Below are 13,569 nucleotides of genomic sequence, written 5' to 3'. Positions count from 1 at the left end.
AGGAGCCACTCATGTCGAACGACTACGGCAGGACCCCCGAGGCCGTCAGCGGTCTCACGAACCTGCAGTACGAGGTCACGCAGCAGGACGCCACCGAGCCGCCCTTCCGCAACGCCTACTGGAACAATCACGACGACGGCATCTACGTCGACGTCGTCTCCGGGCAGCCGCTGTTCTCCTCCCGGGACAAGTACGACAGCGGCACCGGCTGGCCGAGCTTCACGCGCCCGATCGACGCCGACGCCGTGACCACGAAGACCGACCGCACGCTGTGGATGACCCGCACCGAGGCGCGGTCGTCCGGGGCCGACAGCCACCTGGGACACGTCTTCGACGACGGGCCCCGCGCCGAGGGCGGCCTCCGCTACTGCATGAACTCGGCGGCCCTCCGCTTCATCCCGGCGGAGGATCTCGAGAAGGAGGGGTACGGTCGCTACAGCCCCCTCTTCACCACCGACACCTCTGAGGAGCAGTCATGACCGACACCGGAACCATCACCCGCACCCCCGGGACCGAGACGGCCGTCCTCGCGGGCGGCTGCTTCTGGGGCATGGAAGACCTCATCCGCCGTCAGCCCGGGGTGATCGACACCCGTGTGGGCTACACCGGCGGGGAGAACGACCACGCGACCTACCGCAACCACCCCGGTCACGCGGAGGCCGTGGAGATCGTCTTCGACCCGAGCGCGACGACCTATCGCGACATCCTGGCGTTCTTCTTCCAGATCCACGACCCGTCGACGCTGAACCGCCAGGGCAACGACATCGGGTCGAGCTACCGGTCGGCGATCTTCCCGCTCACCCCCGAGCAGGAGCAGGTCGCCCGGGACACGATCGCCGACGTCGACGCCTCCGGGCTGTGGCCAGGGAAGGCCGTCACGACGATCGAGCCCGCCGGTCCGTTCTGGGAGGCCGAGCCCGAGCACCAGGATTACCTGATCAAGTACCCGAACGGCTACACGTGCCACTTCCCGCGCGCCGGCTGGGTCCTCCCGAAGCGCGAGGACGCCACCGCCTGATCCCCGAGACCCCGCTTTCCCGCCGAGACCCCCTCCTGCACGCGAGTGTAGGAGGGGGTCTCGGCGCGTAGACGGGGTCTCGCGGGGTCAGGACTCGGCAAAGAAACCGAGCGCGGCCTGCTTGAAGTCGCGGGAGCCGGGGGCGTTGAAGTGGTGGCGGTTCGGGAGCTCGACGAAACGGGCATCGGGAGCCGCGGCCGCCAGCGCCCGGGAGCCCTCGATGATCGCGTCCTTCGATCCCGTCGCGAACAGCAGCGGCACGACCGGGGCGTCCGCGGGATCGGGATCGATCGTGCCGGAGCCCCGAAGTCCCTCGGCCAGGGCGATGAGCGCGCGCAGATCGTTCCCGGGCACCCGCTCGGTCAGCGCGATGTAGTTCTGCGTCGTGCGGTCCTCCACCGGGGTGCCGTCCGCGATGTACGCGCGCACCTGGTCGAGGTCCAGACGCGCGAGGGGGATGCCGTCGGGGACCCCGCCCAGGACCGCCCGGCCGATCCGATGCGGGAGCTCGCGGGCCACCTCCCACCCCACCCGGGCGCCGAGCGAGTAGCCGAGGTAGAACGCGTCGTCGACGAGGTACGTGTCCATGACGGTCTCGACGTCGGTCACGAGGTTGCGGATGGCGTAGGCGTCGGACTCGTGCGGCTTGTCGCTCTGCCCGTGCCCCCGCTGGTCGAGTGCGAGCACGCGGTACCCGGCCCTGGTCAGCTCGCGCACCCAGCCGGTGAGCACCCAGTTGTCGCGCGCGCCCGAGGCGAAGCCGTGCACGGTCACCACGACGGGGGCGTCGAGCTCTCCCCACGTGTACGTCGCCAGTCGTGTGCCGTCCGCCGCGTAGACGTGCTGCGGGTCGGGCATCTCGGTGAGGTCGGAGAGGGGAACAGCCACCCCACCATCCTCCCCCCACTCCTCCCTTCCCTGGCGCCGAGACCCCGGTTACACGCCGAAACCCCCTCCCCGCGGTGTCGCGGAGAGGGGGTTTCGAGGAGAACCCGGGGTCTCGGGTCAGACGCGGTCGCGCAGAGCGGCGCCGAGCTCGGCGTCCACGTTCGTCCAGTACTGGAAGAAGCGCTCGCGGATGGCGTCGACCGTGATCGAGCGGCCCTGACCGGTCAAGACCTCCAGGAAGCGGGCGCGCTGCGGGCCGTCGAAGACCTCGCGGTACAGCGTGCCGGCCTGACCGAAGTCGTCGTCCTCGGCGTGCAGCGTCGCGGCGGAGCGGGTGAGCTCGCCGTCCGCCGACCAGTTCACCTCGATGCCCTTCGCCGGGTCGGCCGCGGGGCCACCGGGGGTCCCGAAGGAGTTCGGCTGGTAGGTGCGGTGCGCGGCGTCGTTGTACTGGTACCGCATCGAGCCCTCGTGCTGGTAGTTGCGGGTCTCGGCGGCGTGCGGCTGGTTGACCGGCAGCTGGTTGTAGTTCGCGCCGATGCGGTGACGCTGGGCGTCCGGGTAGGCGAACATGCGGCCCATGAGCATCTTGTCGGGGGAGATGCCGGTACCGGGCACCTGATTCCCCGGCGCGAAGCCGGCCTGCTCGATCTGCGCGAAGAAGTTCTCCGGGTTGCGGTTCAGGGTCAGCGTGCCGACCTTGATGCGCGGGTAGTCCTTCTTCGAGATCGTCTTGGTGAGGTCGAAGGGGTTGAAGCGGTAGTCCTTGGCCTCGTCGTACGGCATGATCTGCACGTACAGGTCCCACTTCGGGAAGTCGCCCTCGGCGATCGACTGGAACAGGTCGCGACGGTAGTGGTCCGCGTCGGAACCGGCCAGCTGCTCGGCCTCCTCCGGGCTCATCGCCTCGACGCCCTGGTGCGAGATGAAGTGGTACTTCACCCAGAACACCTCGCCCTCGGCGTTGATCCACGAGTAGGTGTGCGAGCCGTAGCCGTTCATGTGACGCCAGCTGCGGGGCAGGCCGCGCTCGCCCATGAGGTAGGTGACCTGGTGGGCGCTCTCGGGCGAGAGGGTCCAGAAGTCCCACTGCATGTCCGCGTCGCGCAGGCCGGAGTCGCCGAGGCGCTTCTGCGAGTGGATGAAGTCGGGGAACTTGATGGCGTCGCGGAGGAAGAACGTCGGGGTGTTGTTGCCGACGATGTCGAGGTTGCCCTCGGTCGTGTAGAAGCGCAGCGAGAACCCGCGGACGTCGCGCCAGGTGTCGGGCGAGCCCTGCTCACCGGCGACGGAGGAGAAGCGGAGGAGGGTCTCCGAGGTGGCGCCCGGCTGGAACACGGCCGCACGCGTGTACTTCGAGACGTCCTCGGTGACGACGAACTCGCCGAACGCGCCGCCGCCCTTGGCGTGCGGGTTGCGCTCCGGCACCCGCTCGCGGTTGAAGGAGGCGAGCTTCTCGACCAGGTAGTGGTCGTGCAGCGCGGTGGGGCCGTCGGGGCCCACGGTCAGCGAGTGCGTGTCGCTCGCGATCGGCGCTCCGGCCTGCGTCGTCGTGGCCGGACGGCCCGCGTCGGTGGGGTTGGTCATGGTCTTCTCCTTCTCCGCGCGGACATGCCGAACGGACCCTCGGGGAGGGGATCGGTGGATGCGCCTACGCGGCGTTCTGGCAGCTGGGGCAGAGGCCCCAGAAGGTGACTTCAGCTGTCTGCACGGTGAAGCCCCCCGTCGAGGACGGGGTGAGACACGGCGCCTCGCCGACGACGCAGTCCACATCGCCGACCGCACCGCAGGAGGTGCAGACGACATGGTGGTGGTTGTCGTCGATGCGCCGCTCGTACAGCGCCGCGGAGCCTGCCGGTTCGATCCGGCGGATGAGGCCCGCCGTCGTCAGGTCCGCGAGGATGTTGTGCACCGACTGGATCGACGTGGTCGGAAGCACGTCGGACACGGCGCGGTACACCCGCTCCGCATCCGTGTGGGCCATGGAGCCGAGAGCCTCGAGAACGGCGACGCGGCCCGCAGTCGCACGCAGCCCGGCGTCGCGCAACGCCGAGTCGAGTTCCGTCTCCATGCCCTCGACTCTACACGTGTTTTGAGTGATTCAAAAGAGCATGCCGGGATGCCGGGCGCGTCGCCGCCGTCAGACGAAGCGGACCGTCTGCTGCAGACGGGTGCGGACATCGAACAGCTCGTTGCCGCCGATGGCCCGCGCCCCGGGGACGCCCTGCCGCAGGACCATCGCCAGCGCGCTGCGCCGCACCACCACGACCGGGACCCCGCGGTTGCTGCCGAGCGGGGTGACCGCCTGGGCGAGGTCGTCGTCGGGCAGCACCACGATCGCCCCGCCGAACTTCACCTTCGCGGCCTTCGCCACCGCGCGCATCCGGGCGAGAGCCGCGGTGACCGGGGCCCGCGTGCCGAGGCTCGGGCCGGTGATCTCCCCGCGGCGGAACCCCACGACCCCGCCGAAGTCCTCGGACATGACGCCGTAGAGGCCGGAGGGACTGAGCACCACGTGGTCGAGCTTGTCCTCGGGGGTCTGTCCTGCGGCGACGTCGTGCCAGACCGTGAAGCCCATGCCGAGGTCGGAGACCGTGCGGGCCGTGGCCTCCTCCGCGAGCGCGTCGGCGAGCAGCCGGCGGAGCTCCCGCGGGGCGGCGCGGACGAGGGCCGGGGCGTACGGATCGGGGACCTCGACCCCGTGACCCGCCCACTCGCGGATCAGGGAGAGGTAGCGTTCGCGGCGCCAGCCCCCGGGGTGTCCGTAGGAGCGGGCGCGCGGCCGGGTGTCGGTGCGCACCGTCGGGGGACGCCAGCCGCTCCATTCGCCGCCGTCGTCGGTCAGGCCCGCGCGGCGGTCGTACGCGGCGCGGTCCTCTGCAGTGCCGATGAGCTCCCACGCGCGCTGGACCTGGATGAACACGGCCGCGTCGCCGCCGGTGTCGGGGTGGGTCTGCCGCAGTCGCAGCCGATACGCCCGCCGGAGCTCGGCGTCGTCGACGGCCGGATCCACGCCGAGGATCTCGTACGGCGAGGCCGAGAGCGGACTGTCGAACATCGCTCTCCTTCCGCGACCGCGGCGTCCAGGATATCCGTCGGACGGTGTGCGGCCGCCGGGAGGCCTCAGTCCGCGACGTCGACGATCTGCTCGATCCCGGCCACCGGGGCCACGGCGCCCCCGGACGCGGCGGCGAGGTCGGCGGTCAGACGCGGAAGCGCGGCGGCGGGTACCCACAGCTCCAGCTGGGCGGAGGCCCCGTAGGTCGGCGTGCCGAGCGTGGCCCCGTGGGACGCCGCCCAGTCGCGGAGCAGGTTGTCGTAGCGGCCGGCCTCGGCGTGCGGGACCTCGACGGTCGCCTGGGTGAGCGCCGCGCGACGGACGAGTGCGGCGCGGTCGAGCGTCTCGGACACCGCGGTGGAGTAGGCGCGGATGAGGCCGCCCGCCCCGAGCTTCACCCCGCCGAAGTAGCGGGTGACCACCGCGACGACGTCCGTGAGGCCGCGGCGCCGGAGGACCTCGAGCATCGGGACGCCGGCTGTTCCGGAGGGCTCGCCGTCGTCCGAGGAGCGCGCCTGATCCCCGTGCAGACCGGTCACCATCGCGGTGCAGTTGTGGTTCGCGTCCCAGGCGCGCTTCCGGATCGTCGCGATGACGGCTTCGGCTTCGGCCACCGTCGACACCGGTGCGACGTGCGTGAGGAAGCGCGACTTGCGGATGACGAGCTCGTGGTCGACGGCTGCCGCGATCGTCGCCGGGAACGGGTGCGGTGTCGACATCGGCCCCACGATACCTCCGTTCGAATCGCCTGATTGGTCCCAAATCCGGGCCGGATGCCGCCAATCGGGCGATTCGAACCGGGTCGACCGAACGATGGAGGCGCACACCGGCCCGGCGGACGAGAATGTCAGCATGCCGACCGGAGACACCGCCGCGACCGACCACCCCGGTGGGCGGTCGGGAGCACGCACGCGCTCCTGGGGGCGCCTGGTCACGTCGCTCCGCATCGGCCAGGCCGTCATCACGGTCGTGCTCACCGTCGTCGGCGTCGTCCGCTCCCTCGCCGACGGGGTCCCGGTGCCGTGGCTGCTCGCGACCGCCCTCGCCTTCCTCGGCTGGTACGGCGGCGGACTCCTGCTCTCCTCCCGCACGGACGACCGGGCGCTCGCCGCCGGCTGGCTGCTGGGGCTCACGGCCATCTGGCTGGGGGCGGTGGCGCTGTCGCCGGAGTTCGTCTGGCTGGCGTTCTCGCTGTGGCTGCTCGCCGGCTTCCTGCTGCGACTGCGATGGGCTGTGCTGCTCAGCGTCCTCATCCTCGCCGTCGTGATCGTCGCGCCGCTGCTGCACACCGGGACGACCACCTACGCGAACGTGATCGGGCCGCTGGTGGGCGGCATCTTCGCCCTCGGGATCTCCCGCGGCTACCTGGAGCTCGTCCGCGACGGGCGGGAGCGGCGGCGACTCATCGCGTCCCTCGTCGCGACGCAGCAGGAGATGGCGGCCCTCCAGGACGAGCTCGCCCGGACCCAGCGGGAGTCCGGCGCCGCCGCCGAGCGCACCAGGGTGTCGCGCGACATCCACGACACGGTCGCCCAGAGCCTGTCCTCCATCGTCCTGCTGGCGCGGTCGGCGGCCGAGCACGAGGACGGCCGGGAGCGGGCGCTCGGGCAGATCGGGGCGCTCGCCGCGGAAGGGCTCGCCGACGCCCGACGCATCGTCGACGACCTCATGCCCGCCGAGCTGGACGGCTCCGCGCTGAGCGACGCCCTTGCCCGGATGCTCGAGCGCCTGACCGCCGAGACCGGGATCGCGGCCACCTTCCATGCCGACGATCTGCCCGCACTCGGCCTCGATGCCGAGGTCGCCCTGCTGCGGACGGCGCAGTCCGCGCTCGCCAACGTGCGCAGCCACGCCGGCGCCACTCGGGTGGTGGTGACCCTCGCGGACGCCGGCGACGCGGTGCGGCTGGACGTGGTCGACGACGGTCGCGGCTTCGACCCGTCGCGGCTGGACTCGGCGGGGCCCGGCGGCGGCTACGGCCTGCGGTCGATGCGCGCCCGACTGCGCGAGCTCGGCGGCGGTCTCGACGTGGAGAGCGCCCCCGGCGACGGCACCGCGCTGTCGGCCCACCTGCCCCTCGGAGGCCGGTCGTGACCCCTGTACGGATCCTGCTCGTCGACGACCACCCCATCGTGCGCGCCGGCGTGCGCTCGTTGTTCGACCGCCGCGACGACGCCGAGGTCGTGGGCGAGGCCGCGTCGGGGGAGGAGGCGGTCGTCCTCGCCCGGCACCTCCGTCCCGACGTCGTCCTCTGCGATCTGCGGCTGGGGGCGGGCATGGACGGCGTGCAGACGACGGCGGCGCTCCGGGCGCTCGACCCGGCCCCGGCGGTGCTCATCCTCACGACGTTCGACCGCGACGCCCAGATCCTCGGCGCGATCGAGGCGGGGGCGGCGGGGTACCTGCTCAAGGACATCGACCCGGAGGACATCGTCCGGGCCGTGCGACAGGCCGCGTCGGGCGGGCAGGCGCTGACGCCGGAGCTCACGGCGCGCGTCGGCCGCGCCCTCCGCGCCCCGCGGGTGCAGCTCACGGGGCGCGAGCTCGACGTGCTGCGGCTGCTCGACACCGGGGCCTCGAACCGGGAGATCGCGAAGGCGCTGTTCGTCACGGAGGCGACGGTGAAGACCCACCTCGTGCACGTCTTCGAGAAGCTCGGGGCCGACAGCCGCGCGAAGGCGGTCGCGATCGCCAGGGAGTCCGGTCTGCTCTGACGCCCGCGGTCTCAACCGTTCGATGGATCCGCGGCGACGGCCCCACGGCGAGGCTGGAGGCAGACAGAAAGGACTCCCATGCGCAGGCTCTTCACCGCCGCGTTCGCCTCCATGCTGGTGGGCGTCGCCTCCGGACTCTTCTACCGTGAGTTCACCAAGATCAACGGCTTCCCGGAGGGGGCGCCGACGCAGCTCGGACTCGTGCACACGCATCTGCTCGTGCTGGGCTTCGTCGTCTTCCTCGTGGTGATGCTCCTGGAGAAGGCTTTCGCGCTCTCCGAGAGCCGGCTGTTCGGCTGGTTCTTCTGGACCTACACCGCCGGGCTCGTGCTGACCTCGGCGATGCTCGTCTGGCACGGCTGCCTCACGGTGCTCGGCCAGGAGTCGACGAAGATGATCGCCGGCATCGCGGGCGTGGGGCACATGCTGCTCGCCGCCGGCATGGTGCTGCTGTTCCTCGCGCTCCGCCCCCGCGTCTTCGCCCCGAAGGTCGCGGCCGCACGGCCCGCGACCCTCGAGTCGGTCGCCTGACGCTCAGTCGGCCGGGATCGTGTCGTCGCGCAGGTACGCGATGTGCGCGGCGTGGCGCTCCAGGTGGTGCGGCGACTTCCGCACGAACAGCCAGGCGACGATGAGGATCGCGAACCAGATCGGTGTCACGAGCAGGGCGATCAGGGTGTCCGGCTGAGTGGTCAGCGCCCAGAGGATGAACAGGAAGAACGCGAGCACCACGAACACCATGAACACGCCGCCCGGCATCTTGAACGCCGAGGTCGCCGCCTTCTCCGGACGCCGGCGCCGGTACACGAGGTAGCTGCAGAGGAAGATCGTCCACACGAACATGAAGCACACGGCCGACACCGTGGTGACCATCTCGAACGCCGTACCGATGTCCTTGCCCGCGTAGAGCAGCACGACGCCGGACAGCAGCAGGATGCAGGACAGGAACAGGGCGTTCTGCGGCACGCGGCGCTTCGAGAGCCGGCCGAAGAACCGGGGGGCGTCGCCGTCCTGCGCCAGCCCGAAGACCATGCGCGAGGTGGAGTAGATGCCGGAGTTCGCGCTGGACATCGCGGAGGTCAGCACCACGAGGTTGACGACGGTGGCGGCGATGCCCAGTCCGGCGAGGGCGAACATCGCGATGAAGGGGCTCTCGCCGGCGACGTACTCGGTCCACGGCGTGACGGACATGAGGATGATGAGCGCGCCCACGTAGAACAGCAGGACCCGGATCGGGATGGCGTTGATGGCCTTAGGAAGGTTGCGCTTCGGGTCCTTCGTCTCCGCGGCGGCCGTGCCGACGAGCTCGATCCCGACGAACGCGAACACCGCGATCTGGAAGCCGGCGACGAAGCCGAGGAAGCCGTGCGGGAACATGCCGCCGTGCTCCCACAGGTTGGCGAAGCTCGCGGTGCCGGCGTCGTGCGAGAAGCCGGTGAGGATCATGACGAGACCGGTCACGATGAGGGCGACGATCGCGACGATCTTGATGAGCGCGAACCAGAACTCCATCTCGCCGAACGCCGCGACGGTGGGCAGGTTGAGCGCCAGGAGGATCACGACCACGAGGAGGCCGGGGATCCACAGCGGGATGCCGGGGATGAGCGCATCGGTGTACCCCGCGATCGCGATCACGTCGGCCACGCCCGTGACCACCCAGCAGAACCAGTACGTCCAGCCGGTGAAGAAGCCCGCCCACGGGCCGAGCAGGTCGCTCGCGAAGTCGCTGAACGACTTGTACTTGAGGTTCGACAGCAGCAGCTCGCCCATCGCCCGCATGACGAAGAACAGCATGAACCCGATGATCATGTAGACGAAGATCACGGAGGGGCCGGCGACGGAGATCGTCTTGCCGCTGCCCATGAACAGGCCCGTGCCGATCGCCCCGCCGATCGCGAGCAGCTGGATGTGCCGGTTGCTGAGCGCGCGCCGCAGGTGCTCCTCGCCTCCGGCTGCGGTCTGCCCCTGGCGGATGGCCCCCGTGTCTTCCTTCGTCACGCTCATCTCCTCCGGTCGTCCTCGACTGATGCAGAGTAACCACCGGGGCCCGCTCGTCCGAAATCGACGCCCCGGCGATGGCAATCCGGCCCGGGGTGTTCCGTTCGCCCGAAACGATTCGATAAACTGGGCGCACCCCCGATCCATCCCCTCTTTCCCTGCGAGCCCCTTCCTTCATGGCCACCACCCTCACCACGGGCCGTCCGTGGCGCGTCATCCTCGCCTTCTCGATCCCGCTGCTGCTCGGCAACGTCGTGCAGCAGCTCTACCAGTTCGCCGACGCGATCGTCGTCGGACGCCATCTCGGCGTCCAGTCCCTCGCCGCCGTCGGCGCGACGGGCAGCCTGCTCTTCCTCCTCCTCGGCTTCGCCTGGGGTCTCACGAGCGGCTTCGCGATCCCCATCGCCCAGGCCTTCGGTGCGCGCGACGACGCCGCCGTGCGCCGCTCGGTCGCCACGGGCGTGCTCCTCAGCGGCATCACGAGCGTGGTCCTCACGGTGGTCGCGCCGCTCATCGCCGGGCCGATCCTCGCACTGCTGCAGACGCCGCCCGAGCTCATGGCCGAGGCGACGGTGTTCACGCAGATCAGCTTCCTCGGCGCGGGCGCGACGATGTTCTTCAACTACCTCTCCGCCATCATCCGCGCCATCGGCGACTCGAAGACCCCGCTGGTGTTCCTCACGGTCTCCTGTGCGCTCAACGTCGGCCTCGTGGTGCTCATGGTCGGTCCGCTGGAGTGGGGCGTCGCGGGTGCCGCACTCGCCACCGTGGTCGCACAGGCCGTCTCGGTGATCCTCTGCCTGGAGTTCGTGCGCCGGCGGCTGCCCATGCTGCACCTGCGTCGTTCGGACTGGCGCATCTCCCGCACGGACATCGCCGACCACCTGCGCCTCGGCCTGCCCATGGGCTTCCAGGCCTCGATCATCGCGATCGGGACCCTCACGGTGCAGGTCGCCCTCAACACGCTCGGCGCCGACGCGGTCGCGGCCTACACGACGGCGTCCCGCGTGGACAGCCTGGCGGTCGCCCTGCTCTCCTCGCTCGGGCTCGCCGTGTCGATGTACGCGGCGCAGAACCACGGCGGCCGCCGCCCCGACCGCATCCGGCGCGGTGTGGTCGAGGCCACCTGGATGGCGGTCGCCGCGGCGATCGTCCTCGGCGGGCTGCTCATCGCGTTCGGCGCGCCGATGGTCCGGCTGTTCGTCGGCGACGGCTCGGACGACGTCGTCGACATGGCGCACCGCATGCTCATCATCAACGGCTGCGGCTACTGGGCGCTCGGCATGCTCTTCGTGCTCCGCGGCGCGCTGCAGGGGCTCGGCCACACGCTGGTGCCGACGGTCACCGGCGTGATCGAGCTCGTGATGCGCGTCGTCGCCGCGGTCGTCCTCGGGGCGATGATCGGGTTCGACGGCGTGGCCCTCAGCAACCCGCTCGCCTGGGTGGGCGCGATCGTGCTCCTCGTGCCGGCCTACGTCAAGGCGCATCGCGCGCTCGCGACGCAACCCGTGGCCCCGGCCGAGGCCACGGAGACCTCCGCGATCGCGATCGTCGGCCCCACCGACGGCTCGATGGTGGTCGACGCGGTCGTCACCCGCCCGGTCCGCGTCGTGCGCCCCCGCCGGCTGCGGTGGCCGGTCCGGCGCTGATCCGCGATATCCACCGGAAGGATGACCCGGATCGGACTTGAGACGGATGGCCTTCCGGAGAGACACTTCTAATGTCGAAGGTGCGGAGGGGTTCCGCCGGACGGGGGGTCGTCATGACGACATTGGGAGTGGCCAGAGACCTGGCCGCCATTCTGGTACCGATCGGATACGTGGGTGCGGCGCTCGCCGCGGTCTGCGCGATCGTGGCCGCGATCGCGATCATCCGCGGAGCCGGGGGGCTCGCGGGCGGCGCGGTCGGACTGTGGATCGTGTGCGCGCTGATGAGCTTCACCGCGAGCTTCGCCAATCAGTGGCTTCCGCTGATCGCGGCGGGCGCGTCGCTCGTGGGCATGCTCGTGATCGGCGGGGTCGTGCGCGCGATGCTCACGGCGGGCGGCTTCGAGTCGCGACGCCGGGCCGCGCGCGTGAAGCCGGCGCCGTCGACCACGACGACGGCCACGCTCAAGACCGGCTCGACCGCGACGCCCACGGCGCCGGTCGCCGTCGTCTCCTAGCGCTCAGCGGTAGTCGCGGTCGCGGTGCTGCCGCGCCTCGTCGCCCGCGGCCACGCGGGCGCTCTCGCGTGCCCGCAGCTCGACGCGGCGGATCTTCCCGGAGATCGTCTTCGGCAGCTCGGGCACGAACTCGATGATCCGCACCCACAGGTGCGAGGACAGCCGTTCGTGCGCGTAGCCGAACACGGCGCGCGCGGCGGCGGCCTCGTCCGCGCCCGCGTCCGGCGTCAGGCACACGTACGCCTTCGGGACCGCCAGGCGCGTGGGGTCGGGGCTGGGGATGACGGCCGCTTCGACGACGAGGTCGTGCTCCAGCAGCACGGACTCGAGCTCGAACGGCGAGATCTTGTAGTCGGAGGCCTTGAACACGTCGTCGGAGCGTCCGATGTAGGTCAGGTAGCCGTCGGCGTCGCGCACGGCGATGTCTCCGGTGTGATGGAAGCCCCCGGCCCGCGACTCCGCGGTCTTCTCCGGATCGTCGTAGTACCCCGCCATGAGGCCGAGTGGCGGCTGGGCGAGGTCGAGCGCGATCTCGCCCTCGTCCTCCACGACCTCGCCCGTCGACGGATCGAGCAGCACGACCGGGTACCCGGGCAGCGGACGGCCCATCGATCCCACCTTGACCGTCTGCCCCGGGGAGTTGCCGATGCAGGCGGTCATCTCCGTCTGCCCGAAGCCGTCGCGGATCGTGCCGCCCCATGCTTCGCGCACCCGGTCGATGACCTCGGGATTCAGCGGCTCGCCGGCGCCGACGAGCTCGCGCGGAGGGTGCCCGAGCCGGGAGAGGTCGGCCTGGATGAGCATGCGCCAGACGGTGGGCGGGGCGCAGAACGTCGAGACGTGATGGGTGTCCATGACCTCCATGAGCGTGTTCGCGTCGAAGCGGTCGTAGTTGTAGACGAACACCGTCGCCTCGGCCAGGAACGGCGAGTAGAAGCTCGACCAGGCGTGCTTGGCCCACCCGGGGGAGGAGATGTTGAGGTGCACGTCGTCCGGGCGTACGCCGAGCCACCACATCGTGGAGAGGTGGCCGACCGGGTAGGAGACGTGGGTGTGCTGCACGAGCTTCGGGCGGTTCGTCGTGCCGGACGTGAAGTACAGCAGGGCCGTGTCGCCGGCGGGCGTCGGGCCGTCCGGAACGAACTCCTCCGTGGTGGCGGCGGCGTCCGCGAACCGCTTCCAGTCGGCAGGCAGCGACGCGCCCACGCCGATGCGCAGTACCGCGGGGTCGATCCCCTCGAGGCGGTCGGCCAGGGTGCCGAGGGTGACGACGGCGCCGGCGCGGCCGTGCTCGATGCGGTACGCGAGGTCGGAGGCCGACAGCAGCGTCGAGGTCGGGATCGACACCGCGCCCAGCTTCGTGATCGCGAGCATCACCTCCCACAGCTCGATCGTGTTGTTGAGCATGACGATCACGTGGTCGCCCCGGCCGATGCCGAGGCCGCGCAACCAGGCGGCGACCTGGTCGGACCGGGCGGAGAGCTCGCCGTACGTCCAGGAGCGGAGGCTGAGGTCGGCCTCGACGATCTGCACGGCCGGACGGTCGGGGTTCTCCCCGGCGACGACGTCGAACCACTCGAGCGCGAAGTTGAAGGCGGTCGGGTCGGGCCAGGCGAACTCGCGGCGCGCGGCGTCGTAGTCCGTGGCGTGCGTGAAGAGGAGGTCCCTCATCCCGCGGATCGCTTCGGTGGCGGGGGTGGCACGACGGCTCATGGTGCTCCTTTGCAAC

14 protein-coding genes are annotated in these 13,569 nt (G+C 70.9%); 7 read left to right on the top strand and 7 right to left on the bottom strand.

The genetic code is table 11. From position 1 onward, the window contains the following. Positions 1 to 11: 11 nt before the first annotated feature. Both msrB and msrA read left to right on the top strand, forming a co-directional pair. Positions 12 to 479, top strand: a complete 468-nt coding sequence (gene msrB / locus IZR02_RS16275; protein WP_025102783.1) for a peptide-methionine (R)-S-oxide reductase MsrB — start codon at positions 12 to 14, stop codon at positions 477 to 479. Next, positions 476 to 1,018, top strand: a complete 543-nt coding sequence (gene msrA, locus IZR02_RS16270; protein WP_025102782.1) for a peptide-methionine (S)-S-oxide reductase MsrA — start codon at positions 476 to 478, stop codon at positions 1,016 to 1,018. The genes msrB and msrA overlap by 4 nt, the downstream gene beginning before the upstream one ends. A gap of 87 nt (positions 1,019 to 1,105) precedes the next feature. On the opposite strand, the gene IZR02_RS16265 is transcribed toward msrA, so the two are convergent. The 5 genes from IZR02_RS16265 to IZR02_RS16245 all read right to left on the bottom strand — a co-directional run bounded on the left by IZR02_RS16265 (position 1,106) and on the right by IZR02_RS16245 (position 5,683). Beyond that, on the bottom strand, positions 1,106 to 1,906 hold the full coding sequence (locus IZR02_RS16265) for an alpha/beta fold hydrolase (protein WP_025102781.1): 801 nt from the start codon (positions 1,904 to 1,906) through the stop codon (positions 1,106 to 1,108). 117 nt (positions 1,907 to 2,023) lie between these two features. Beyond that, positions 2,024 to 3,493, bottom strand: coding sequence for a catalase (locus tag IZR02_RS16260; protein ID WP_025102780.1), 1,470 nt, complete (start codon positions 3,491 to 3,493; stop codon positions 2,024 to 2,026). A gap of 64 nt (positions 3,494 to 3,557) precedes the next feature. After that, positions 3,558 to 3,977: a Fur family transcriptional regulator gene (locus tag IZR02_RS16255; RefSeq protein WP_025102779.1), complete on the bottom strand. Its 420-nt coding sequence runs from the start codon at positions 3,975 to 3,977 to the stop codon at positions 3,558 to 3,560. 69 nt (positions 3,978 to 4,046) lie between these two features. Continuing rightward, a complete protein-coding gene (locus tag IZR02_RS16250) occupies positions 4,047 to 4,964 on the bottom strand; it encodes a J domain-containing protein (protein ID WP_025102778.1) in 918 nt (305 codons plus the stop codon). 65 nt (positions 4,965 to 5,029) lie between these two features. Continuing rightward, the gene (locus tag IZR02_RS16245) at positions 5,030 to 5,683 is read right to left on the bottom strand and encodes an IMPACT family protein (protein WP_025102777.1); all 654 of its coding nucleotides are present in this window, start codon (positions 5,681 to 5,683) and stop codon (positions 5,030 to 5,032) included. Positions 5,684 to 5,816: 133 nt separating this feature from the next. Here IZR02_RS16245 and IZR02_RS16240 point away from each other — a divergent pair, with 133 nt between their 5' ends. From IZR02_RS16240 to IZR02_RS16230, 3 genes are all read left to right on the top strand, one after another. After that, positions 5,817 to 7,058, top strand: a complete 1,242-nt coding sequence (locus IZR02_RS16240; protein ID WP_036292299.1) for a sensor histidine kinase — start codon at positions 5,817 to 5,819, stop codon at positions 7,056 to 7,058. Then, a complete protein-coding gene (locus IZR02_RS16235) occupies positions 7,055 to 7,678 on the top strand; it encodes a response regulator (protein ID WP_025102775.1) in 624 nt (207 codons plus the stop codon). Before IZR02_RS16240 ends, IZR02_RS16235 begins: the two co-directional genes overlap by 4 nt. A 78-nt stretch (positions 7,679 to 7,756) precedes the next feature. Then, on the top strand, positions 7,757 to 8,209 hold the full coding sequence (locus tag IZR02_RS16230; RefSeq protein ID WP_025102774.1) for a DUF2871 domain-containing protein: 453 nt from the start codon (positions 7,757 to 7,759) through the stop codon (positions 8,207 to 8,209). Between the two features lie 3 nt (positions 8,210 to 8,212). On the opposite strand, the gene cycA is transcribed toward IZR02_RS16230, so the two are convergent. After that, the gene (gene cycA, locus IZR02_RS16225; protein WP_051582169.1) at positions 8,213 to 9,682 is read right to left on the bottom strand and encodes a D-serine/D-alanine/glycine transporter; all 1,470 of its coding nucleotides are present in this window, start codon (positions 9,680 to 9,682) and stop codon (positions 8,213 to 8,215) included. A 170-nt stretch (positions 9,683 to 9,852) separates the two neighbouring features. On the opposite strand from cycA, the gene IZR02_RS16220 reads away from it, so the two are divergent. Next, positions 9,853 to 11,325 carry an MATE family efflux transporter gene (locus tag IZR02_RS16220; protein ID WP_025102772.1) on the top strand — a complete coding sequence of 491 codons (1,473 nt, stop codon included), beginning with the start codon at positions 9,853 to 9,855 and terminating at the stop codon, positions 11,323 to 11,325. Between the two features lie 113 nt (positions 11,326 to 11,438). After that, complete coding sequence (locus tag IZR02_RS16215) at positions 11,439 to 11,840, top strand: hypothetical protein (protein ID WP_162817530.1); 402 nt, start codon at positions 11,439 to 11,441, stop codon at positions 11,838 to 11,840. 3 nt (positions 11,841 to 11,843) lie between these two features. On the opposite strand, the gene IZR02_RS16210 is transcribed toward IZR02_RS16215, so the two are convergent. Next, on the bottom strand, positions 11,844 to 13,553 hold the full coding sequence (locus tag IZR02_RS16210) for an AMP-binding protein (protein ID WP_025102770.1): 1,710 nt from the start codon (positions 13,551 to 13,553) through the stop codon (positions 11,844 to 11,846). Positions 13,554 to 13,569: the final 16 nt, after the last annotated feature.

Origin of the sequence: Microbacterium paraoxydans (assembly GCF_019056515.1) — a bacterium.
Classification (GTDB): Bacteria; Actinomycetota; Actinomycetes; order Actinomycetales; family Microbacteriaceae; genus Microbacterium.
The sequence above is the reverse complement of the archived record's forward strand: the minus strand, read 5'-3'. Positions and strand labels throughout refer to the sequence as shown.